The organism is Burkholderia sp. BCC1644 (genome assembly GCF_902833225.1).
Lineage (GTDB): Bacteria > Pseudomonadota > Gammaproteobacteria > Burkholderiales > Burkholderiaceae > Burkholderia.
Window position 1 is genome coordinate 40,492 of sequence record NZ_CADFEI010000021.1, and the last position, 20,774, is coordinate 61,265.

The 20,774-nt window shown below is 68.1% G+C and carries 21 protein-coding genes; 6 read left to right on the forward strand and 15 right to left on the reverse strand.

Going from position 1 to position 20,774, the window contains the following annotated elements; genetic code table 11:
• Nucleotides 1–109: 109 nt before the first annotated feature.
• The 3 genes from speE (at nt 110) to HWX87_RS31570 (ending at nt 2,287) form a co-directional block, all read left to right on the forward strand.
• Nucleotides 110–967, forward strand: coding sequence for a polyamine aminopropyltransferase (speE, locus tag HWX87_RS31560; RefSeq protein ID WP_176050884.1), 858 nt, complete (start codon nt 110–112; stop codon nt 965–967).
• A gap of 118 nt (nt 968–1,085) precedes the next feature.
• Nucleotides 1,086–1,502 (forward strand): VOC family protein, encoded by a 417-nt coding sequence (locus tag HWX87_RS31565; RefSeq protein ID WP_129513689.1) that lies wholly within the window; start codon nt 1,086–1,088, stop codon nt 1,500–1,502.
• Nucleotides 1,503–1,519: 17 nt separating this feature from the next.
• Nucleotides 1,520–2,287 carry a 16S rRNA (uracil(1498)-N(3))-methyltransferase gene (locus HWX87_RS31570; RefSeq protein ID WP_176050885.1) on the forward strand — a complete coding sequence of 256 codons (768 nt, stop codon included), beginning with the start codon at nt 1,520–1,522 and terminating at the stop codon, nt 2,285–2,287.
• Nucleotides 2,288–2,365: 78 nt separating this feature from the next.
• Here the strand turns inward: HWX87_RS31570 and HWX87_RS31575 are convergent, their stop codons facing one another.
• From HWX87_RS31575 to HWX87_RS31590, 4 genes are all read right to left on the reverse strand, one after another.
• Complete coding sequence (locus tag HWX87_RS31575; RefSeq protein WP_176050886.1) at nt 2,366–3,073, reverse strand: hypothetical protein; 708 nt, start codon at nt 3,071–3,073, stop codon at nt 2,366–2,368.
• Between the two features lie 210 nt (nt 3,074–3,283).
• Nucleotides 3,284–3,847: a barstar family protein gene (locus HWX87_RS31580; protein WP_176050887.1), complete on the reverse strand. Its 564-nt coding sequence runs from the start codon at nt 3,845–3,847 to the stop codon at nt 3,284–3,286.
• Between the two features lie 16 nt (nt 3,848–3,863).
• Nucleotides 3,864–4,295 carry a ribonuclease gene (locus HWX87_RS31585; protein WP_006476946.1) on the reverse strand — a complete coding sequence of 144 codons (432 nt, stop codon included), beginning with the start codon at nt 4,293–4,295 and terminating at the stop codon, nt 3,864–3,866.
• Nucleotides 4,296–4,670: 375 nt separating this feature from the next.
• A complete protein-coding gene (locus tag HWX87_RS31590; RefSeq protein ID WP_279612985.1) occupies nt 4,671–7,013 on the reverse strand; it encodes an NADP-dependent malic enzyme in 2,343 nt (780 codons plus the stop codon).
• A gap of 134 nt (nt 7,014–7,147) precedes the next feature.
• On the opposite strand from HWX87_RS31590, the gene thiL reads away from it, so the two are divergent.
• The 3 genes from thiL to HWX87_RS31605 are packed head-to-tail and all read left to right on the forward strand — an operon-like array spanning nt 7,148 to nt 9,213.
• Nucleotides 7,148–8,146: a thiamine-phosphate kinase gene (gene thiL, locus HWX87_RS31595; protein WP_176050889.1), complete on the forward strand. Its 999-nt coding sequence runs from the start codon at nt 7,148–7,150 to the stop codon at nt 8,144–8,146.
• A complete protein-coding gene (locus tag HWX87_RS31600) occupies nt 8,136–8,681 on the forward strand; it encodes a phosphatidylglycerophosphatase A (RefSeq protein ID WP_176050890.1) in 546 nt (181 codons plus the stop codon). The genes thiL and HWX87_RS31600 overlap by 11 nt, the downstream gene beginning before the upstream one ends.
• A 31-nt stretch (nt 8,682–8,712) precedes the next feature.
• The gene (locus tag HWX87_RS31605) at nt 8,713–9,213 is read left to right on the forward strand and encodes a CinA family protein (protein WP_176050891.1); all 501 of its coding nucleotides are present in this window, start codon (nt 8,713–8,715) and stop codon (nt 9,211–9,213) included.
• Between the two features lie 29 nt (nt 9,214–9,242).
• On the opposite strand, the gene HWX87_RS31610 is transcribed toward HWX87_RS31605, so the two are convergent.
• From HWX87_RS31610 to HWX87_RS31660, 11 genes are all read right to left on the reverse strand, one after another.
• Nucleotides 9,243–10,301: a haloacid dehalogenase-like hydrolase gene (locus HWX87_RS31610; protein WP_176050892.1), complete on the reverse strand. Its 1,059-nt coding sequence runs from the start codon at nt 10,299–10,301 to the stop codon at nt 9,243–9,245.
• A gap of 234 nt (nt 10,302–10,535) precedes the next feature.
• Nucleotides 10,536–11,363, reverse strand: coding sequence for an orotidine-5'-phosphate decarboxylase (pyrF, locus tag HWX87_RS31615; RefSeq protein WP_176050893.1), 828 nt, complete (start codon nt 11,361–11,363; stop codon nt 10,536–10,538).
• A 39-nt stretch (nt 11,364–11,402) separates the two neighbouring features.
• On the reverse strand, nt 11,403–12,464 hold the full coding sequence (locus HWX87_RS31620) for an aldose 1-epimerase (protein WP_176050894.1): 1,062 nt from the start codon (nt 12,462–12,464) through the stop codon (nt 11,403–11,405).
• Nucleotides 12,465–12,514: 50 nt separating this feature from the next.
• Nucleotides 12,515–13,321, reverse strand: coding sequence for an SDR family oxidoreductase (locus HWX87_RS31625; RefSeq protein ID WP_176050895.1), 807 nt, complete (start codon nt 13,319–13,321; stop codon nt 12,515–12,517).
• A 29-nt stretch (nt 13,322–13,350) separates the two neighbouring features.
• Complete coding sequence (gene araH / locus HWX87_RS31630; RefSeq protein ID WP_176050896.1) at nt 13,351–14,367, reverse strand: L-arabinose ABC transporter permease AraH; 1,017 nt, start codon at nt 14,365–14,367, stop codon at nt 13,351–13,353.
• A 70-nt stretch (nt 14,368–14,437) separates the two neighbouring features.
• The gene (gene araG, locus HWX87_RS31635; protein WP_176050897.1) at nt 14,438–15,949 is read right to left on the reverse strand and encodes an L-arabinose ABC transporter ATP-binding protein AraG; all 1,512 of its coding nucleotides are present in this window, start codon (nt 15,947–15,949) and stop codon (nt 14,438–14,440) included.
• 68 nt (nt 15,950–16,017) lie between these two features.
• Nucleotides 16,018–17,013: an arabinose ABC transporter substrate-binding protein gene (locus tag HWX87_RS31640; protein WP_176050898.1), complete on the reverse strand. Its 996-nt coding sequence runs from the start codon at nt 17,011–17,013 to the stop codon at nt 16,018–16,020.
• Between the two features lie 102 nt (nt 17,014–17,115).
• The gene (locus HWX87_RS31645) at nt 17,116–17,895 is read right to left on the reverse strand and encodes an SDR family oxidoreductase (protein ID WP_176050951.1); all 780 of its coding nucleotides are present in this window, start codon (nt 17,893–17,895) and stop codon (nt 17,116–17,118) included.
• Nucleotides 17,895–18,572: a 2-dehydro-3-deoxy-6-phosphogalactonate aldolase gene (locus tag HWX87_RS31650; RefSeq protein ID WP_176050899.1), complete on the reverse strand. Its 678-nt coding sequence runs from the start codon at nt 18,570–18,572 to the stop codon at nt 17,895–17,897. Before HWX87_RS31650 ends, HWX87_RS31645 begins: the two co-directional genes overlap by 1 nt.
• Nucleotides 18,573–18,594: 22 nt before the next feature.
• Entirely contained in the window at nt 18,595–19,620 is a 1,026-nt protein-coding gene (locus HWX87_RS31655; RefSeq protein WP_176050900.1) for a 2-dehydro-3-deoxygalactonokinase, read from the reverse strand.
• Complete coding sequence (locus tag HWX87_RS31660; RefSeq protein ID WP_176050901.1) at nt 19,617–20,516, reverse strand: IclR family transcriptional regulator; 900 nt, start codon at nt 20,514–20,516, stop codon at nt 19,617–19,619. Before HWX87_RS31660 ends, HWX87_RS31655 begins: the two co-directional genes overlap by 4 nt.
• Between the last annotated feature and the right edge of the window lie 258 nt (nt 20,517–20,774).

Genomic DNA, 20,774 nt, shown 5'->3' on the forward strand with positions numbered 1-20,774 from the left:
GGGCTGACATTTCCCTTGTCGGCGAGTAGTGTTCCGGCACGGTTTTCCGTCAAACCGCCCGCCTCCTATAATTCAGACGTCGGAACTGCCAGCCCTGAGCGGCCCGCCCGTGAGCACCACACTTCTCTTTCACCCTACGCCCGACGCAGCCTACGGCTTCCCGAACGCCCGGCGGCTCGCGCGCGTCGCGTCCCCGCACCAGCAGATCGAAGTCTGGGAAACGCCGCAGCTCGGCCGCCTGTTCACGCTGGACGGCCGGCCGATGACGTCGGTCGGCGACGAGTACGTCTATCACGAGTGCATGACGCACCCGGCCGCGCTCGCGCACCCGTCGCCGAAGAAGGCGCTCGTGCTCGGCGGCGGCGACGGCGGCGCGGCACGCCAGTTGCTCAAGCACGCGTGCATCGAGCGGATCGTGATCGCCGAGCTCGACGACGAAGTGGTCGGGATGGCGCGGCGTTATCTCGACGACGTGCACCAGGGCGCACTCGACGACCCGCGTGTCGAGGTCGTGATCGGCGACGCCGCGCACTTCGTCGAGTCGACCGTCGAGCATTTCGACCTCGTCGTGTTCGACCTCACACCGCCCGATTCGCCGGCGGCCGGCCTTTATACGCGTGCGTTCTACGCGCGGCTCAAGCGCATTCTCACGCCGTGCGGCGCGATCTCGATGCATCTCGGTTCGCCGGTGTTCCACGCGTCGCGCATCGCCGCGCTGCTCGACGACCTGCGCGCGAGCTTCACGGTCGTCGATCCGTTGTCCGCGCACGTGCCGCTGTACGGCTCGCAGTGGCTGATGGCGATCGCGAGCGACACGCTCGACGCGGCCGCGCTGTTCGCACACGACATCGACGAACGACTCGCGGCCCGCCGCGTCCACGGCCTGCGCTACTACGATGCGCGGCTGCATGCGTCCCTCTTTGCCCTGCCGTGCGCGCTGCGCGATACACTGGGCGTTCGCCGCTGAACGTCCGGTCGGCCGCATCGTTCCGTTTTTCCGTTGAGGTCCTGCATGGTTCGCCGTGCGAAGCACGGAACCGGAGCGACCCGGATGCCGCGCCCACCTGGTCCCACAGGAGATTTTCATGACCGATCCACGTCCGGCCAACGTGCCTTGGTTGACGCCCTACCTGGCCGTGCGCAACGCGCGCGCGGCCATCGACTTCTTCAAGACCGCCTTCGGCTTCGAACTGCGCGACGTGCACGACGAGGACGGCGCGATCATGCACGTCGAGATGACCTACCGCGGCCAGCTGATCGTGATGTTCGCGCCCGAAGGCGCGTTCGGCTCGACCGCGCTCACGCCGAAAAGCGCGAACACGACCGCGCCGCAATCGTTCTATCTGTATGTCGACGACGTCGACGCCACCTGGCAGCGCGCGCTCGACGCGGGCGCGAAATCGCTGAGCGCGCCGCAGGACCAGTTCTGGGGCGACCGCTTCGCGCAGATCGAGGATCTCGACGGCTACCGATGGGCGCTCGGACACCGTCTCCACGCATGACCGACACCGCAACACGCATGAACGAAGCCACCACCACCGCGGCCGTGCCGCGCTTTTTCGTCGAAGCCGCATTGCGCGCCGACGCAACACTCGCATTGCCGGCCGACGTCGCACGCCACGCACAGGTGCTGCGCCTGCAGCCCGGCGACGTGCTCGCGCTGTTCGACGGCACCGGCGGCCAGTACCGCGCGCGGCTCGTCGAGATCGACAAGCGCAGCGCGATCGCGCAGATCGACACGTTCGAACCGGCCGAAGCCGAACCGCCCTACCGCGTGACGCTCGCGCAAGGCATCGCCGGCGGCGACAAGATGGACTGGGTGATCGAGAAAGCCGTCGAGCTCGGCGTCGCGGCGGTCGTGCCGCTGTCGACCGCGCGCGGCGTCGTGAAGCTGTCCGGCGAACGCGCGGACAAGCGCGTCGCACACTGGCGCGGCGTCGTGCGTGCGTCGTGCGAACAGTGCGGACGCAACCGTGTACCCGACGTTGCGCCGGTCGCCGGCTTCCACGCGTGGCTCGATACGCTGCCTGCCGCACCGGCCGACGGCGAGCTGCGGCTGCTGCTGTCGCCGCGTGCGAGCATCCCGTTTGCGTCGCTGCCCGACGCGCCGCCCGCGGCCACCGTGACGCTGCTGATCGGCCCCGAAGGCGGGCTGTCGCCCGACGAGGAAAACGCGGCGCGCGCCCGCGGATTCACCGCACTGTCGCTCGGGCCGCGCGTACTGCGCACCGAGACGGCCGGTGCGGCGGTGCTCGCGGCGTTGGCCGCGCGTTGGGGCGGGTGGTGACGAGCAGGGTGGGCCGCCGCGAAGCGGCGCGGCCCTTCCCCGCTCGCACGCGACGCTGACGCCGCGGTTTATCGCACGTTACTTGTCGCTCGACGAGCCGTGCGGCATCGAATCGGACAACGCGTCGACCACCGGCGTCAGCACGTCTCCCGGGCTACCGGTCGTCCAGCCGCCTTCCTCGAGGCTGTAAATGTCGATCTTGCCCGTCACCGGGTGCGTCACCGCTGCATCGTCCAGCACCTGCGCGATGCCCGAGAAGATCGTCTTGAGCGACGCAATGCGTGCCGCCTCGCTCTTCAGGCGCCGATTCGGCCCCAGCTTCGCCTCCAGCGCCTTCGCGCCTGGCCCCGCATCGGCCACGCGACACGCGAATTCGACCGTCGCGATCGTCGCGCCGTCGACGTACGGGTTCGGTCGCTGCGACGACCCGGTCGTCCTGCATGCCGACCGATTGAGCGCGCGCTGATAAGCGGCGGCCATGCTCTCGACCGACGGACGCAACGCGGCACTCGCCTTCGGCGGCATCGGCGCCAGTATCCCGTCGGCCATGTCCTTGCGCATCGACTCGCCCATCGTCGACAGCACGCCGATGTCGAGCGCGTCCTTGCCGCTGTAGCTCGCACGAACCGCGTCGTTGAATTCGCGGGCTTTCGACACGTCTCCGTTGACGAGCGCGCCGATGTAAAGGTCGACGGTCTGCTCGGGCGTCAGCGGCGCGGCATGCACGGCGCCGGCCGCGACCAGCAGGGGCAGCACGACGGCGCGTGCGGAACGGGAAATATTCATGGGAAGACAGCCCTCTCTCGATGTTTGTTGTACGCACCCGATGCGGCGGCTGCCGCAGCCGGGCCGACCGGGATTGTCTCGAAAAATGGCGCCAGATGAAAGGCCGATGTCGGCAAGCGACGGGCGCACCGGCCCGGACGCGTCGCGCAGGCGCAAAAAAGCCCGCTCGAGGCGGGCTTCTTGCCGGATCGGCCGCGGGCCGATGCGTGCTTACGCGAACGAGTAGAACACGCGGAACGCGACCTTGCGCTCGGCCCAGAACTCGGCCGCCTCGCGGAACACGTCGAGCAGCGTCTCGCGCCCTTCCTTGTCGAATTTCTGCGCGATCGGCAGCCCTTCGAGGACGATCACGAAACCGGGCTGCGCGCCGGCCTTCGCGACGAGGTCGGTCAGGCAGTCGTACAGCGCGTCGTAGTTCTTCCCGAAATGCTTCGGAAACAGGAACGACGTCGCGATCGTTTCCATCACTTCCTGCTTCGACTGCGCGGCGCCGCAATACGCGAACAGGAAGTGCTGGCCGAGCCGGGTGGCTTCGTCGGCGAGATCCTGCACGCGGAACGCGCGGATCGACTGCACGAGATTGGGTCGCACGGTCGTGAAAAGGCTCATAGGCTCCTCGTTCGATGAAAGCCCGGACTCGGCTTCCTGTTGCTCCGGCGTGCCGCCAGCCTGCGCCGCCGCGTGCAGTTGAATCACGCGCTGAAACAGATTGCCGTCGCCGGCCGCGAACAGTTCCGCCGCCGCCGTATCGTGCGCGTAGATGGAGTCGCTCATGCCATTCGTCCCGAAGTCATTCAACAATACGTTTAAAACTGTTGTAGTGGTCGCCCGTGTAATAACAGTTGTCGATCCGGCGCAAGGGCCCGCCACAGACGATCCGGCGCGCCCCACGATTGCGGGCACGCGGCGTCGGCACCGTGTACTCATGGTAGTAGCCGCGCTTCGCCTTCGGCAGGATCCGCTCGCGGTTGCCGAATACGACGCCGTCTTTCTCGTACGGATAGGGGCCGCCCGCGCCGATCAGGCCCAGCGTAGTCACGGCCTCGCGCGGAAGACTGGCAGTCGGAATCGTATCGAGCCCGCTGGCGGCCACGTCGGCCGGAACGGCCTCCCGTGCGTAAGCGGCGGAAACCAGACTGCCCGTCGGCGTGCCGACGATACCCATCGCGAACATCGCGAAGACGGACGCGAGCGCGCCGTTGCGGAGCCACTTGCGTGCCATGAACCAGGGTTCCCGCTGTTAAATCAAGTAGTTGACGACCAACAAAGGCGTTAGCGTAGCGTTATTGGCCGCGCGAATCAATGTCCGTTTGGGAATCGAAAGCGTCGTGATACCCGGAATTGCGCATTTTTTACCGAAATCACACTACATTTATCTTACATAGGATAAAATAAAGCCGGCATCTCTCGTATGGCAAGACCTGCCTCCTTGCCGCGCTCGTTACCAGGAGTGGAGAGATGCTGCTGTTGCCTTGAGGGAAGCGCGTTTGCGCCCTGCCCGCGGCGTGCCCATTGCGGGCACGCCTCTTTTTTCTTTTGTTTACAATTTTCCCGACGCGCCACGCCGGTTCGACCGGCGTGGCGCGTTCGTTTTGGCTCAGCGCGTGGCGTTCACGTCGGCGACCAGCAGCGCCGCCATGTTGACGATGCGGCGAACGGTCGCCGATTCGGTCAGCACGTGCACCGGCTGCGCGGCGCCCAGCAGGATCGGCCCGATCGCGATGTTGTTGCCGGCGGCCGTCTTCAGCAGGTTGTACGCGATGTTCGCGGCGTCGATGTTCGGCAGGATCAGCAGGTTCGCTTCGCCTTCCAGCGTCGATTCCGGCAGGATTTCCTTGCGCAGCGCCGCGTCGAGCGCGACGTCGCCGTGCATCTCGCCGTCGACCTTCAGCTCCGGCGCGCGTTCCTGCAGGATCGCGAGCGTATCGCGCATCTTCTTCGCCGAAGGTGCATTGCTCGTGCCGAAATTCGAGTGCGACAGCAGCGCGACCTTCGGCTCGATGCCGAAGCGGCGCACTTCTTCCGCCGCCATGATCGTGATCTCGGCCAGTTGCTCCGGGGTCGGATCGACGTTCACGTGCGTGTCGACGAGGAAAATCTGGCGGCCCGGCAGCACGAGGCCGTTCATCGCCGCGTACACGCTGCAGCCCGGGCGCTTGCCGATCACCTGGTCGATGAAGTGCAGGTGGCGGTGCGTGGTGCTGATCGTGCCGCAGATCATCCCGTCCGCTTCGCCCTTCTTCACCAGCATCGCGCCGATCAGCGTCGTGCGGCGGCGCATTTCGACGCGCGCGAGCTGCTCGCTGATGCCCTTGCGCGCCATCAGCTTGTAATACGTCTGCCAGAAATCGCGATAGCGCTCGTCGTGCTCGGTGTTGACGACCGTGAAGTCGACGCCCGGATTCAGGCGCAGGCCGTAGCGCTGGATACGGTGCTCGATCACCGACGGGCGGCCGATCAGGATCGGCTTGGCCAGTTTCTCGTCGACGATGATCTGAACGGCACGCAACACGCGCTCTTCTTCGCCTTCCGCGAACACGACACGCTTCTTCTCTTCCTGCGCGGCGCGCGCGATCTGGAAGATCGGCTTCATCGTCGTGCCGCTGTGATACACGAACTGCTGCAGGTGGACGCGGTACGCCTCCATGTCCTCGATCGGGCGTGTCGCGACGCCGCCGTCCATCGCGGCCTGCGCGACGGCCGGCGCGATCTTCACGATCAGGCGCGGATCGAACGGCTTCGGGATCAGGTATTCGGGCCCGAACGACAGGTCCTGGATACCGTATGCGGTCGCGACGATGTCGCTCTGCTCGTGCTGCGCGAGCTCGGCGATCGCGTTGACGGCCGCGATCTCCATTTCACGCGTGATCGTCGTCGCGCCGACGTCGAGCGCGCCGCGGAAGATGAACGGGAAGCACAGGACGTTGTTGACCTGGTTCGGGTAATCGGTGCGGCCGGTCGCGAGAATCGCGTCGGGGCGCACTTCGAGTGCCGCTTCCGGCAGGATTTCCGGCGTCGGGTTCGCGAGCGCGAGGATCAGCGGGCGCTCGGCCATGCCCTTCACCATCTCCGGCTTCAGCACGCCGGCAGCCGACAGGCCGAGGAAAATGTCCGCGCCGTCGATTACTTCGGCCAGCGTCCGGGCGTCGGTTTCGCGTGCGAAACGCTCCTTGTCCGGATCCATCAGCTCGGTGCGGCCCTTGTAGACCACGCCGGCCAGGTCGGTCACCGTGATGTTCTCGAGCGGCAGGCCGATGTCGACCAGCAGGTCGAGACACGCGAGCGCGGCAGCACCCGCGCCGGAGGCGACGAGCTTGACCTTCTTGATGTCCTTGTTGACGACCTTCAGGCCGTTCGTGACGGCCGCGGCCACGACGATCGCGGTGCCGTGCTGGTCGTCGTGGAACACCGGGATCTTCATCCGCTTGCGGCACTCGCGCTCGACGATGAAGCAGTCGGGCGCCTTGATGTCTTCCAGGTTGATCCCGCCGAAGGTCGGCTCCAGCGCGGCGATCACGTCGACGAGCTTGTGCGGGTCCGACTCGTTCAGTTCGATGTCGAACACGTCGATGCCCGCGAACTTCTTGAACAGCACGGCCTTGCCTTCCATCACCGGCTTCGACGCGAGCGGGCCGATGTTGCCGAGACCGAGCACCGCCGTGCCGTTCGTGACGACGCCGACCAGGTTGCTGCGCGCGGTGAAGCGCGCCGCGTTGAGCGGATTCTCGACGATCTCCTCGCACGCGTACGCCACACCGGGCGAATACGCGAGCGCGAGGTCGCGCTGGTTGATCATCTGCTTGGTCGGGGCGATCGCGATTTTCCCGGGGGTCGGGAATTCGTGATAGTCGAGCGCGGCTTCGCGGAGCTTGGCTTTGGAGGAGGCTTGAGTAGACATGTGTCTCGTGGCGGGCGGATTAGAATAACTGTTCGACGGCATTGTAGCGCCAATCATCTGCCGCCAGACCGGCGATTCGGGTGCAACAGCCGCGACAAAAATGGGCAGAACGGCGCAGGAACGCAGCCGCTTGCCTCGTACAATGCCGTTCCTTCAATCGTTTCGGATTACCCGCCGTGCCAGCCGCCCTTTCCGAGTTTTCGCTGATCGAACGCTTCTTCACGCGCCGCGCCGCGCAGGGCGCCCGCGCGTCGACGCTCGGCATCGGCGACGATTGCGCGCTGATCACGCCCCGATCCGGGAAATTGCTGGCAATTTCGACGGACATGCTGGTGGAAGGCCGCCACTTCTTCCCCGATGTCGCGCCCGACGCGCTCGGCCACAAGACGCTCGCGGTCAACCTGTCCGACCTCGCGGCGATGGGCGCCGAGCCGCGCGCATTCACGCTCGCGTGCGCGCTGCCGCGCGCCGACGCGGCGTGGCTCGAGGCCTTCAGCAACGGGCTGTTCGCGCTCGCCGAGCGCTACGGTTGCGAGCTGATCGGCGGCGACACGACGAGCGGCCCGCTGAACCTGTGCGTGACCGTATTCGGCGAAGTCGCGCCCGACGCGGCGCTGCGGCGCGACGCCGCGCGCGACGGCGACGACGTCTGGGTGTCCGGCACGCTCGGCGATGCACGCGCGGGCCTCGGCGTCGCGCGCGGCGAATGGGCGGCCGGCGCGGACGAGGCGGCCGCGTTCCGGCGCGCGCTCGAGCGGCCCGAACCGCGCATCGCACTCGGCCTGGCGCTTGCCGGCGTCGCGCACGCGGCGCTCGACCTTTCCGACGGTCTCGCCGGCGACCTGCAGCACATCCTGACGCGCTCGAACGTGCGCGCCGAGATCGACGCCGACGCGGTGCCGCGCTCGGCCGCGCTCGCGACGCTGCCGCCCGACGTGCAGCGCCGCTGCACGCTGGCGGGCGGCGACGACTACGAACTGTGCTTCACCGCGCCGGCCGCGGCCCGTGCGGCGGTCGAAGCGGCCGGCGCGACGGCCGGCGTGCCGGTCACGCGAATCGGTACAATACGCGCGTTGTCCGCGCCGTCGGCGCAACCCGCGATCACGTGGCACGACGCCGCCGGCGCGCCCCTCGCTCTCACGTTGCACGGCTTCGACCACTTCCATGCAGACTGACCCGACGCCCGCGCACGCCGCGGCCGAGACCGGCGCCGCACCCGATGCACCGCAGCGCGCGACCGCGCGCTTCATGCTGTCGCACCCGGCGCACATCGTGTCGCTCGGCTTCGGCAGCGGGCTCGCGCCGATCATGCCCGGCACGTTCGGCTCGCTGTTCGGCTGGCTCGGTTTCGTCGTGCTCAACCGCTACCTGACGGTGCCCGAATGGTGGGCGCTGATCGCCGTCGGCTTCGTGGCGGGCACGTGGATCACCGGTTTCACCGCGAAGAAGATGGGCACGTCCGATCCGGGCGCCGTGGTCTGGGACGAGATCGTCGCGATCTGGCTCGTGATGCTGTTCGTCACGCCCGCGACCTTCATCGGCCAGCTGTGGGCGTTCGTCGCGTTCCGCTGCTTCGACATGCTCAAGCCGCCGCCGATCCGCTATTTCGACCGCCGCCTGAAAGGCGGGCCCGGCATCATGGTCGACGACCTGGTCGCCGCGTTCATGACGCTGCTCGTGATCGCCCTGTGGCGCTCCGTCGTCGGCTGACCGATTTCCCGACTCCCGTTTCCCGACGCGCATGCCAACCGATTCCGTCGTCCATCAGCTTGCGATCCGCGCAGGCAACAAGCTGCGTGACGAGCACCTCACGCTCGCCACCGCCGAATCCTGCACCGGCGGCATCATCGCCGCGGCGATCACCGACATCTCCGGCAGCAGCCAGTGGTTCGAGCGCGGCTTCGTCACGTACTCGAACCAGGCCAAGATCGAGATGATCGGCGTGCCGCCCGACCTGATCGACAAGCACGGCGCCGTCAGCGAGCCCGTCGCGCGCGCGATGGCCGAAGGTGCGTTGCGCAACAGCCGCGCGCAGGTCGCGCTGTCCGTCACGGGCATCGCGGGCCCGGCCGGCGGCAGCGAGAAGAAGCCGGTCGGCACCGTGTCGTTCGGCTGGAGCAACCGGCTGCATACCGACGTCGAGACGCTCGTGTTCAAGGGCGACCGCGAGCAGATCCGCACGCAGGCAGCCGCGCATGCGCTGCGCGGGCTGCTGAAGCTGCTCGACGAACGCGAAGGCTGAGCGGGCCGGGGCGCGCCCCGCTTGCCCGCTTACTGAATCGCGTCGGGCTTCACGACGATCCAGTTCTTGTCCGCCGTCACCGGCAGGCCGAGCGACTTCTGCTTCGCGGCCGATTCGTCCGACCACGCACGGATCTGCGCCATCTGCCTGTCCTTCTTGTCGACCCACACGCGCACGCCGCCGCGCGCGACGTCGGTCGCATTCAGCAGCATGTAGCCGTCGGACGCCGGCGTGTCGCCCGCGACGAGCACCGGCTTCTTCCACTGGTCGATCCAGCCGACGATCGAACCGAGCTTGCCTTCGTACCACGTCATCGGGTTCATCAGGAACGGCGTGATCACCAGGCTGCGGTTCGCCGCCTCGTCGTACTTGCCGGCCTTGATCTGCAGGCGCGACGTCGTCAGCGCGCCGGTCGCCGGGTTGCGCAGCAGCGTCGTCACGCCGATCACGTTCTGCGGCTTCACGTTGTAGCCGTACTTCGGGTCGGACAGCACGAGCCGCGCGAGCTCCTCGTGCGCGGCCGTCATCACGTAGACGTCGATGCCGTTCTCGCGCAGCGCGTTATACAGCTCCTGCATCCCGCGGAAGAACCGCGGCGGGTTCACCGTGCCGTCGGCCACCTTGTCGCCCTGCCAGTAGCGGATCGGGATCGGCTTGCCGTCGGCGAGCATCGCGTCGACGTGGCGCTTCAGGTCGGCGAGCGACTGCCCGGCGAACGCCTGCGCGATCCACGGGTAGCAGACCAGATCGTCGATCTCGCACAGCCGGTAGTAATAGCTCGTCAGCGATTCCTTGTAGTCGGCGGAATCCTTGAACGGGATCAGCTTCAGCGACGGGTCGAGCGTGTCGCGCGTCAGCACGCCGCGGTGCTCGAGATACGGCAGCAGCGACTCCTCGAGGTCGTAGCGGTAGGTCGTGTTGTCGGCGTCGAATACCGCGTAGTCGCCGCGGTGCGCGTGCGCGGCGATCATCGCGTTCAGCGCCTTCGCGCTGTCGGCCGGCCAGTGCGACAGGTCCGCCGCATGGGCGAAGCTCATGCACAGCGATGCGGCAAGCGCGCTCAGAAAACGTCGGGAAAGCTTGGGCATGGCGTCACTCCCTTTCTTGACAGTTTCGTTACAGATCGATGACAAGCGGGAGCATCGCGCGATTGGTGCGCGGACATGCAGTGCGGAAACGACGGGAAGTTGCCCGTGCGCGTCAGTGCGGCGGCCGGGAATGCGGGGAAACGGACGGGAGCAAAACGGAGAAAGCGGCACCGGCCCGCGAACGCGGGCCTGCCGGAACCGGCTGCTCGCGCGGGCAGCCGTCACCAACCGCGATCAGCGATGCGCGTTGATCGTGTCGCGCGTCTTCTGCGCGGCGAGCGCCGCGGCTTCGGCGAAATCCTCGCCCTTGCTCGCGTACAGGATCGCGCGCGACGAGTTGACCATCATGCCGGTGCCGTCGGCCGTGCGGCCCGCGTTGACGGTCGCCTGCACGTCGCCGCCCTGCGCGCCGATGCCGGGGATCAGCAGCGGCATGTCGCCGACGATCCCGCGCACGATCTCGATTTCCTTCGGGAACGTCGCGCCGACCACGAGGCCGAGCTGGCCGTTCTTCGCGTTCCACTTGTTCGCCGCGAGGTCGGCCACGACTTGGTACAGCGGGCGGCCGTTCGTGTCGAGGAACTGCAGGTCGGAGCCGCCCGGGTTCGACGTGCGGCACAGTACGATCACGCCCTTGCCTTCGTGCTCGAAGTACGGCTCGACCGAGTCGTAGCCCATGTACGGGTTCACCGTGACGGCGTCCGCGCGATAGCGCTCGAACGCTTCGCGCGCGTACTGCTCGGCCGTGCTGCCGATGTCGCCGCGCTTCGCGTCGAGGATCACGGGCAGGCCCGGATGCTGGAGGTGGATGTGCGCGATCAGGCGCTCGAGCTGGTCTTCCGCGCGATGCGCGGCGAAGTAGGCGATCTGCGGCTTGAACGCGCTCGCGTATTGCGCGGTCGCGTCGACGATCTGCCGGCAGAATTCGAAGATCGCGTCGGGCTGGCCGTCGAACTGCACGGGGAAACGCGACGGCTCGGGATCGAGGCCGACGCACAGCAGCGAGTTGGTGCGCTGCCACGCGGCGCGCAGCGATTCAATGAAAGTAAGCGGGGAAGACATGGCGGGTACTCGCGGCAAACCGTTGGTAGACCGCGTATTTTACCCGCGTCGCCGGCGTCCCTCGCGTGTCGCGGCATTGCTGCGCGCATCGGCACGCTCGACGGTGAACGCGAACCGCCGCGTCAGCCGCTCGCCGGGCGCGAGCAGCGTCATCCCGTGCGCGGTCGCGCCGCCCGGCAGGTTCACCGCATTGATCGGATGATCGACCGGCTCGAAGCAGAAGAAATCCTCGCCCGGCGGCGTATAGAGCACGTACGCGTCGGCGTCGGCCGCGACGGTCAGCGACAGCCCGCGGCGCGGCCAGCTCACCGTCGCATGGCCGCCCCAGCCGGTGAAGGCGTGATTGACGAGCGCGGCCGGCAGCGGATACGCGACGCCGAATTGCCAGGCCGGCGGCACGCTCACGTGCCGCACCGGCAGGAAATCGGCGCCCGACAGCCACAGACCGCCAGCCGCCGCGGCCAGTTCGGTCACGGCGTCGCGCACGAGGAACGGATGCACGCCGAGCCCGAACGGCAGCCGCGCGCGCCCCGCGTTCTCGATCGTCAGCGCGATCGACAGCGTCGCTTCGTCGAGTTCGAACGACTGGATCGCGCGGAACGCATACGGCGCACCGCCGGTGCGATCGAGCGACAACTGCAGCGTCGTGTCGGTCGCATCGTCCACCTGCCACGGCGCGAGCCAGCCGTCGCCGTGGATCGGCAGCGGCTCGTCACGGCGATTGCGCGGCACCGCGACCTTGCGTCCGTCGCATTCGAAACGCCCGTCGCCGATCCGGTTCGAGTAAGGCAGCAGCGGATAGCACGCGAGCTCGTTCGGGTCCGTCGCCGCCTCCGGGCGCTCGCAGCGGCGGAACACCGGCATCAGCGCGCCGTTGTCGCCGCGCCAGTCGAAGCGCGCGATGCCGCCGCCGAGGTGCGGCAGCACGTCGAGCCGCAGCGACGCGTTCGACAGCGTGACGGCGGCCGCATGGGCGGCACCGACGCCCTGCGCGAACGCGGCCGTCTGCGGGCCGGGGCTGACCGGCTGCGCGGCGGCGGCCAGGCGCGCGCGGCGCGACTGGCTGGTGGACGACGATGCGCGCGAGGAGGTGGCGGTCATGATGAACTCCTTTCCTTCGTCGAAGAAACGATGCAGTTCAGTGCGAACGGTCAGGCCCAGCCGCCGTCGACGATCACGTCCTGCGCGGTGATCATCCGGCTGTCGTCGGCCGCGAGAAACAGCGCCATGCGCGCGAGGTCGGCCGGCAGCAGCTCGGCGTCGAGGCACTGGCCGGCCTTGATCGCCGCGCGGCCCGCGTCGTCGAGCCACAACCGGCGCTGCTTGTCGGTCATCACCCAGCCCGGCACCAGCGAATTCACGCGGATGCCGAACGGGCCGAGGTCGCGCGCGAGGCCGCGCGTCAGGCCCTGCACGGCCGCCTTCGCCATCACGTAGACGGGATAGCCGCCGTTTTTCAGCATCCAGCTGATCGAGCCGAGATTGATGATCGCGCCGCCGCCCTGCTGCTTCATGTCGTCGATCACCGCCTGCGCGGCGAAAAACTGGTGGCGCAGGTTCACCGCGATGCCCGCGTCGAACGAATCGGGCGTCACGTCGCCGATCGCATGGCGCGTGTCGTTCGCCGCATTGTTCACGAGCACCGCGATCGCGCCGATACGCGCACGGATCGCGTCGATCGCATGGCGCAGCGCGTCGATGTCGGTCAGGTCGCACTGGATGAACAGCGGCGCATGGCGCACGTGCGCGAGGCTGTCCGCCAGCGCGGCGCCGGCGGCCGCGTCGAGGTCGACGAACGCGACGCGTGCGCCCTGCGCGGCGAAGTGTTCGACGAACGCCGCGCCGATGCCGGTCGCGCCGCCCGTGATCAGCACCGCGCGATCCTCGAGGCTCGGGTAGCGTGCGTAGCGCGCGAGGCTCGCTGCGTGCGGGCCGGACGCGGAAGTATCGATGGTCATGCGGTTCGTCTCCGTGGAAACAGGTCGGGTCAGTCGCGTACGCCGCGGTTCTTCAGCTGGTCGAGCAGCACGGCCGCGAGCAGGATCGCGCCGCGCACCAGGTACTGGTAGAACGCGTCGATGTTCAGCAGGTTCATCACGTTCTCGACGGTGCCCATGATCAGCACGCCGATCACGACGCCCGAGATCGTCGCGCGGCCGCCCATCAGCGACACGCCGCCGAGCACGCACGCGGAGATCACGTTCAGCTCGAAGCCCTGCGCGGCGTTCGGCTGGCCCGACGTGATGCGCGATGCGAGGATCACGCCCGCGAGCGCCGTCACCGCACCCTGGATCAGGAAGATGTACACGCGCGTACGTTCGACGTTGATCCCCGCGAGCCGCGATGCCTCGGGATTGCCGCCGATCGCGAGCGTGTTGCGGCCGTACACGGTCTGGTTCAACAGCACGCCGAACGCGATGAAGCACAGCAGCGTGACCCAGATCGGCAGCGACACGCCGAACATCGACAACCCGCCGAGCGCGATGAAGGTGTCCGACGACACGCCGACCGCCTGCCCTTTCGACACGATGAAGCCGAGCCCGCGCACGATTTCCATCGTCGCGAGCGTCGTGATCAGCGCGTTGATGCGCAGGTACGCGATCACCGCGCCGTTCACGAAGCCGATCGCGGCGCCGGCCGCGACCGCCGCGATGATCGCGACGAACGTGTTGTCGGTCGCGTTCAGCACCATCGCGCACAACACGCCGGAGAACGCGACGGTCGAGCCGATCGACAGATCGAAGTCGCGCGACGCGAGACAGAACATCATCGTGCACGCGACCATGCCGATCTGCGAGATCGACAGCGCGAGGCCGAGCATGTTGTCGATCGAGAAGAAGTGATCGACGGTCAGCGACATCGTGATGAACATCACCGCGAAGATCGCGATCAGGCTGTATTCGGTCAGATGCTGCCACCACTTCTGGCGGTCGCCCTGCTGCGGAACCAGCGCGTCGGCCGTGGGCTTCACGGCGGCGCTGGCAAGGTTTTCGTTGACTTGCATGATGGTGTCTCCTGCTCCTGCATCGCGCGACCCGCGCCGCGCGTGTTCGATTCGAATGTCGTATATCGCGTCAGGCCGCCTCGACCGCGCTCGTCTGCGGCAGCGCGAGGCTCAGCACCGCGTGTTCGTTCGCCTGCTCGCGCGGCAGCTCGCCGGCGATCCGGCCTTCGCGCATCACGACGATGCGGTCGGACACGCCGAGCACTTCCGGCAATTCCGACGACACCATCACGATCGCGCAGCCGCGCTCCGCGAGCCGGTAGATCACGTCGTAGATCTCGTGCTTCGCGCCGACGTCGATCCCGCGCGTCGGTTCGTCGAGAATCACGACCTTCAGGTCGGGCTCCGCCAGCCAGCGCGACAGGATCGCCTTCTGCTGGTTGCCGCCCGACAGGAAGCGGATCTTCTGGCGCCGGTTCGGCGTCTTGATCTTCAGCCGCTGGATGAAGCGGTCGGCCGTTTCGCTCTCGGCCTTGCGGTTGATGAACAGCCCCGCGCGCAGCGAATGGCGGCGGCAACTGATGTTGATGTTCTCCGCGACCGACGCGATCGCGATGATCCCTTCTTCCTTGCGATCCTCGGGGCACAGCACGATGCCGTGGCGGATCGCGTCGCCGGTGCGCTTCACGTCGATGCGCGCGCCGTCGAGCGTCAGCACGCCCGCGCGCCGGCGGTCCGCGCCGTACACGAGCCGCATCAGCTCGCTGCGGCCCGCGCCGACCAGCCCGAAGAAGCCGACGATCTCGCCCGCGCGCACCGAGAAGCTCGCCGGTTCGCGCAGGGCATGGCCGTCGACGCCTTCGGCGGAGAACCGCACGTCGCCGAGCGCGCGCGGCGCGTAATGGTAGATGTCCGAAATCTCGCGCCCGACCATCTCGGCGACGAGCCGTTCGCGCGGCACGTCGCCAAGCGATTCGTGCGACGCGATCTTGCGCCCGTCGCGGAAGATCGTGCACGCATTGCAGAGCCGGTAGATCTCGTCCATCCGGTGCGAGATGTAGATCAGCGCACGGCCCTGCGCGCGCAGGTCGTCGACGAGCTTGAACAGCACCTCGGTCTCGCGATGCGACAGCGAGCTCGTCGGTTCGTCGAGCGCGATCACGCGCGCATTGCGCATCAGCGCCTTGCAGATCTCGACCATCTGCCGTTGCGCGATCGACAGCCGCCCGAGCTTCGCATCGGGATCGAGATCGACGCCCATCGCCGCGAGCCGCTCGCGCACGTAGCGCTTCGCCTCGCGCTTCCTCACCCAGCCGAACGCATTCGGCAGGCGGCCGAGCAGCAGGTTTTCCGCGACCGTCAGGTCGGGCACGTACTGCAGCTCCTGGTGAATCACCGCGATGCCGGCCGCGATCGACGCGGCCGCACTCGCGAACTGCACCGGCTGGCCGTCGACCAGCACGCTGCCCGCATCGGGCTGGTATTCGCCGCCGAGAATCTTCAGCAGCGTCGACTTGCCCGCGCCGTTCTCGCCCATCAGGCCATGCACCTCGCCCGCATGCACGTCGAACGAAATGCCGTCGAGTGCGCGCACGCCGGGAAATACCTTGCCGATATTGTCAAAACGCAGTGCCGCTGACACGTCGTCTCTCCACTTCCGGAATCGATCGACCGCCGGCCGCCGCTTCGCCGCGGCAGCCGGCGGGCCGCTTACTTCGACGCGAGCCCCATCTCGTCGCGTACCTTCGACACGTTGTCGCGCGTCGCGAGCATGCCCGTCGTCAGCGTCAGCGCCGGCGGTGCCTTGCCCTGCGTGATCCACGTGTACATCAGGTCCGAGGTTTCCTCGCCGTGGCGCTTCGGGCTGATGATCACGGTGCCGTAGAAGCCCGTCGGCTGCGGCTTCTTGAACTCGTTCAGCGCCGAATCGGAACCGCCGATGCCGATGCCGATCATGTTGTCGGCCTTGAAGCCGCGGCCTTCGGCCGCGCGCACCGCGCCGAGCACGGCCTCGTCGTTCAGACCGTAGGCGACCCAGTGCTTGAACTGCGGGTTCTTCGTGAGCGCGATGTTCGCCGCGTTGAATGCGTTTTCCGTGTCGGTCTTCGCCTGCGGCGCCGCGATCACGTTCGCCTTCGGGAAGCCGGCGGCCACCAGCGCGTCGGTCGCGCCGCTGGTGCGGTCATGCGCGGTCGGCAGCTGCTCGTAGGTGATGTCGATCGCGCCGACGTCCTTCATGTCCCAGCCGCGCTTCTTGATCTCGGCCGCGATGCCGTCGCCGACCTGCTTGCCGATGTTGTACGCGGAGATCCCCATGTGCGGCACCGCCTCGATCGGCTTGCCCGCACCGTCGACGAGGCGGTCGTCGACCGTCATCATCTTCAGGTTGTGCGACTTCGCCTTCGCGACGATGCCCGGCCCGAGCTTCACGTCGGGCGTGCAGATGATGAAGCCCTGCGCCTTCTGCGCGGACAGGTTGTCGATCGCGCTCATCACCTTCTCGCCGGACGGCGCGCCGATCTTCACGAGCGTGAAGCCCTTCTGCTTCGCGGCCATCTCGGCGAACTTCCACTCGTCCTGGAACCACGGCTCTTCCGGCTGCTTCACCAGGAAGCCGATCTTGACCGGGTCGGCCGCGTGCACGACCGGGCTCCCCATCACCACCGCGGCCGCAGCGGCCAGCGTTACGAACGTTCTGCGTTTCATCTCCAGTGTCTCCTTGTCTTCATCGAACAGGATGCAGCCGCTTGTTGGTTTCGACGCAGCGTGCGCGCGGCCGTCGCACGTGCGGTCTTTCGAATCGTTGCGTCAGTCGTGGTACAGCGCCGCACGCCCGCCGTCGACGGTGATGCATGCGGCATTGATGAACGGCGCCTCGTCGGACGCCAGGAACACGGCCGTCATCGCGACCTCCTCCGGCCGGCCGATGCGCTTCATCGGCTGCAGCGCGAGCGTCTCGGCGCGCGCTGCAGCCGGATCGGGCTGCGCGTCCCACCAGTCGCGCGTGAGCTGCGTCTCGATGTAGCCCGGCGCGATCGCGTTCACGCGCACGTTGCGCGCCGCGTATTCGATGCCGAGCGCGCGCGTGAGACCGAGCACGCCGTGTTTCGCGACCGGGTACGGAAAGCAGCCCGGGATGATCCGGAACGCGTGCGTCGACGCGATGTTCACGATGCTGCCGCGACCGCGCTCGACCATTCCTTCGAGCGCCGCGCGGCAACCGTGCCACACGCCATCGAGATCGACCGCGAAGCAGCGGCGCCAGTCGTCATCGGTCATCGTCAACGGATCGGCGAACACGTTGATGCCTGCGTTGTTCACGAGCACGTCGAGCGGGCCGAACGCCGCCTCGGTCTGCGCGAGCGCATCCCGCACCGCGTCCTGCCGCGCGACGTCGGCCTCCAGCGGCAGCACGAGCGCGCCGTCGAATTCGCGCGCAATCGCGGCGGCCGTGTGCTGCGCCTGCGGGAAGTCGAGATCGACGAGCGCGACGGCCGCGCCCTCGCGAACGAATGCGCGGGCAATCGCGGCGCCGATGCCCCGGCCCGCGCCCGTCACCATCGCGACCTTGTCCGCGAGGCGGGGCATCATGCGGCTCCGCCGCGCGCGACGCGCAAGCCGGCCTGGAACGCGCGTGCGTTCGCCGCCGTCGTGTCGGCCGACTGGCCGGGCCGGAACAGCGCCGAGCCGAGCCCGAAGCCGTTCGCGCCCGCGTCGAGGAACGGCGCCATGTTGTCGGGCGAAATTCCGCCGACCGGGATCAGCGGCACCGCACGGTCGATCACCGCGCGCCATGCCTTCACGACCGCTACGCCGAGCTGTTCGGCCGGGAACATCTTCAGCACGTCGGCGCCGTTCGTGAGTGCCGCGAACGCTTCGGTCTGCGTCGCGACGCCCGGTGCGCTCGCCAGGCCGCGCTCGCGGGCACGGCGGATCACGGCTGCGTCGCTGTGCGGCATCACGATCAGCGCGCCGCCCGCGTCCTGCACGCGGTCGACGTACTCGGCACGCAGCACGGTGCCCGCGCCGACGATCGCATCATCGGGCAGCGCGCGCCGCAGCGCCGCGATGCTGTCGAACGGATCCGGCGAGTTGAGCGGCACCTCGACGATCCGGAAGCCGGCTTCGTACAGCGCATGGCCGTGGTCGGCCGCTTCGGCGGGCGTGATCCCGCGCATGATCGCGATCAGCGGGCATGCGTCGAACGCGCGCATCAGTGCGGCGTGGGGCGCGTACGGCGCGGGTAACGTAAGGTCGGACGACATCAGGGGTTCCTCTGCAATCGTTTCATGGGTTGGCGCAGACGGGCTCGCCGTCCGCGCTCACGAGCCCGGCGCGCGACGCGATCCGCCACAGGCCGCGCTCGGTTGCATGCGCGGCGACCTGCGCATGCGCGTGGCCGAATACCTGCAGCGCATCGACGTAGCGCGCACACAAAGCGGCGTCGCCGATCAGCAGCAACGGCTGGTCCGCGAGCGCGACGCCGCGCTCCGCGAGCATCGCATCGAGCGCGTTGAGCTCATGGCCGATCAGCAGGCCCGACAGGTAATCGCCCTGCGCATCGGGCGCAAGCCGGTCGGTCAACCCGAGCGTGCGCGTGCTGAAAATCGTCGCGAGCAACCCCGTGCGCTGCGCACCGCGTGCAACCGACACGCCGCGCAAGAACGCAGCGCGGTCGGGTAAGGCGCCCGCGCGCATCGTGCGGCCGAGGATCGTGTGGTCGCGCAGCACCGCGAACAGCTCGCCCGTCATGAAGGTCTGGAAACGCTCGATCAGCCCGTCCTTCACCCACGCCCATTTCGCATGCGTGCCCGGCAAGCCGATCAGTACCCCTGAACGATCGGCGCCAAGCATCGGATCGCTCGCGAGTGCACCGAATATCTGCGTTTCTTCGCCGCGCATCACGTCGGGCAGTTCGCCCGTCGCAATCACGCCCGGCACGATCGAGACCGTCGCGCCACGCGACGTCGTCACCGTGATGAGGCCCGCGACGAGCGCGTCGGCACCGGCCGGCACCGCAACGTACGGCGCCTCGCGCCAGCCCTGCGCGCTGCCGACCATTCCGGCGGCGAGCACCGGCAGGCCCGGCGTGCGGTCGAGCCAGTCGCCGCACGCCTCCTCGAATACGGCGTCGAACGCACGCGCGCCGCCGCCCGGCACATGCATCACGCCCGCCGCGCGGCTGCGCGTGTCGAGCAACGCACCGTGCGCGTCGTACAGGTAAGCGCGCAGCGACGTCGTGCCCCAGTCGAGCGCGATCAGCGACGGGGTGGCGGAGCTGGCATCCGGAACGGGCCGGGTCGAAGTGCTCATCGTTTGATCCTGCGGGTACCCTGCGGCGGGCTCCAGCCCAGTTCCGCGGAAATGGCTCGCGCTTCGCGCTGCACGAGTGGAATCAGTTCGTCCATCCGGTCGTGCGGCATGTACGGAATGGTGCTTGCGACCGACACGGCCGCGACGACCGTGCCCGACGCATCGCGGATCGGTGCGGCCACGCAGCGGATCGACGCCTCGTTTTCCTCGAGATCGAACGTATAGCCGCCGGCCGCGTAATGGGCCATGCGCTGCAGGAACGCACTCGTCTCGGGCCGGTTGTCGGGCTTGAAATTGACGCCGGCCAGCGCGCGCCGCGCGGCTTCGAACAGTGAGCGCCACAGGTCCGGATCGAGGTCGAGCATCATCGCCTTGCCGATGCCGGTCGACGCGAGCGGCATCCGGTGGCCGACACGCGAGCGCATCTCGAGGCCGCGCGTGCCAGGAATCTTGTCGATGTACAGCACGTCGTCGCCGTCGCGCACGCCGAGGTGGATCGTGTCGAGCGTCGCTTCCGCGAGCGCTTCGAGATGCGGCCGCGCCACCGCGGTGAGCGGCATCTGCTCGAGCGCGATCGTGCCGAGCTCGATCAGCTTCGGGCCGAGCAGGTAGCCGCCCTGCACCTGGCGCAGGTAGCGCGCCTGCACGAGGCTGCTGACGAGACGGTGCGTCGTGCTGCGCGTCGTCCCGAGCGCCGCGCCGATCGCACGCATGTCGCGCGCGCCGTTCGCGATCGCCTCGAGGATCGCGAGGCCGCGCAGCAGCGTCTGCGTGCCGGCCTGCTGCGCGGCGAGATCCAGCGGCGTGCTGGTCGCGCCGATGCTGTCGGTCAGCGATACATCGTCCGGCGTCGCGCGCCGGGCGTCGAGGGCAAGGGAATCGGGCATCTTGGTCATGGAACGGGCTTCTTCAACGGAATCGGTGAAGCCGCTCGCGCGGCGCCGGAACGGGGTTCCGTGCTGCGGCGTGGCGGCGGTCGATGCACCGAGTAAAGCGCCCGGCGAACTTCATGGAAGGTGTCTCCGTGTGCGACGGGCGCCGCGCGATGCGTGGGTCCGAAGCTGTCGATGTGCTTCGGATTGTAGGAGCGCACGCACTCGTCTCCAATATTTGAATGCGTTGTCCAGATAATGAGAATTTGGCGAATACCAGCG

What these genes read in the sequence shown, in the direction of transcription:
- HWX87_RS31655 (WP_176050900.1), bottom strand. Translation starts at nt 19,620, where the DNA reads ATGAGCACTTCGACCCGGCCCGTTCCGGATGCCAGCTCCGCCACCCCG.
- araH (WP_176050896.1), bottom strand. Translation starts at nt 14,367, where the DNA reads ATGCAAGTCAACGAAAACCTTGCCAGCGCCGCCGTGAAGCCCACGGCC.
- HWX87_RS31605 (WP_176050891.1), top strand. Translation starts at nt 8,713, where the DNA reads ATGCCAACCGATTCCGTCGTCCATCAGCTTGCGATCCGCGCAGGCAAC.
- HWX87_RS31640 (WP_176050898.1), bottom strand. Translation starts at nt 17,013, where the DNA reads ATGAAACGCAGAACGTTCGTAACGCTGGCCGCTGCGGCCGCGGTGGTG.
- HWX87_RS31570 (WP_176050885.1), top strand. Translation starts at nt 1,520, where the DNA reads ATGAACGAAGCCACCACCACCGCGGCCGTGCCGCGCTTTTTCGTCGAA.
- HWX87_RS31585 (WP_006476946.1), bottom strand. Translation starts at nt 4,295, where the DNA reads ATGGCACGCAAGTGGCTCCGCAACGGCGCGCTCGCGTCCGTCTTCGCG.
- HWX87_RS31580 (WP_176050887.1), bottom strand. Translation starts at nt 3,847, where the DNA reads ATGAGCGACTCCATCTACGCGCACGATACGGCGGCGGCGGAACTGTTC.
- HWX87_RS31590 (WP_279612985.1), bottom strand. Translation starts at nt 7,013, where the DNA reads ATGCCGTCGAACAGTTATTCTAATCCGCCCGCCACGAGACACATGTCT.
- HWX87_RS31575 (WP_176050886.1), bottom strand. Translation starts at nt 3,073, where the DNA reads ATGAATATTTCCCGTTCCGCACGCGCCGTCGTGCTGCCCCTGCTGGTC.
- HWX87_RS31625 (WP_176050895.1), bottom strand. Translation starts at nt 13,321, where the DNA reads ATGACCATCGATACTTCCGCGTCCGGCCCGCACGCAGCGAGCCTCGCG.
- HWX87_RS31660 (WP_176050901.1), bottom strand. Translation starts at nt 20,516, where the DNA reads ATGACCAAGATGCCCGATTCCCTTGCCCTCGACGCCCGGCGCGCGACG.
- pyrF (WP_176050893.1), bottom strand. Translation starts at nt 11,363, where the DNA reads ATGTCTTCCCCGCTTACTTTCATTGAATCGCTGCGCGCCGCGTGGCAG.
- HWX87_RS31565 (WP_129513689.1), top strand. Translation starts at nt 1,086, where the DNA reads ATGACCGATCCACGTCCGGCCAACGTGCCTTGGTTGACGCCCTACCTG.
- HWX87_RS31610 (WP_176050892.1), bottom strand. Translation starts at nt 10,301, where the DNA reads ATGCCCAAGCTTTCCCGACGTTTTCTGAGCGCGCTTGCCGCATCGCTG.
- HWX87_RS31650 (WP_176050899.1), bottom strand. Translation starts at nt 18,572, where the DNA reads ATGTCGTCCGACCTTACGTTACCCGCGCCGTACGCGCCCCACGCCGCA.
- HWX87_RS31600 (WP_176050890.1), top strand. Translation starts at nt 8,136, where the DNA reads ATGCAGACTGACCCGACGCCCGCGCACGCCGCGGCCGAGACCGGCGCC.
- HWX87_RS31645 (WP_176050951.1), bottom strand. Translation starts at nt 17,895, where the DNA reads ATGCCCCGCCTCGCGGACAAGGTCGCGATGGTGACGGGCGCGGGCCGG.
- HWX87_RS31620 (WP_176050894.1), bottom strand. Translation starts at nt 12,464, where the DNA reads ATGACCGCCACCTCCTCGCGCGCATCGTCGTCCACCAGCCAGTCGCGC.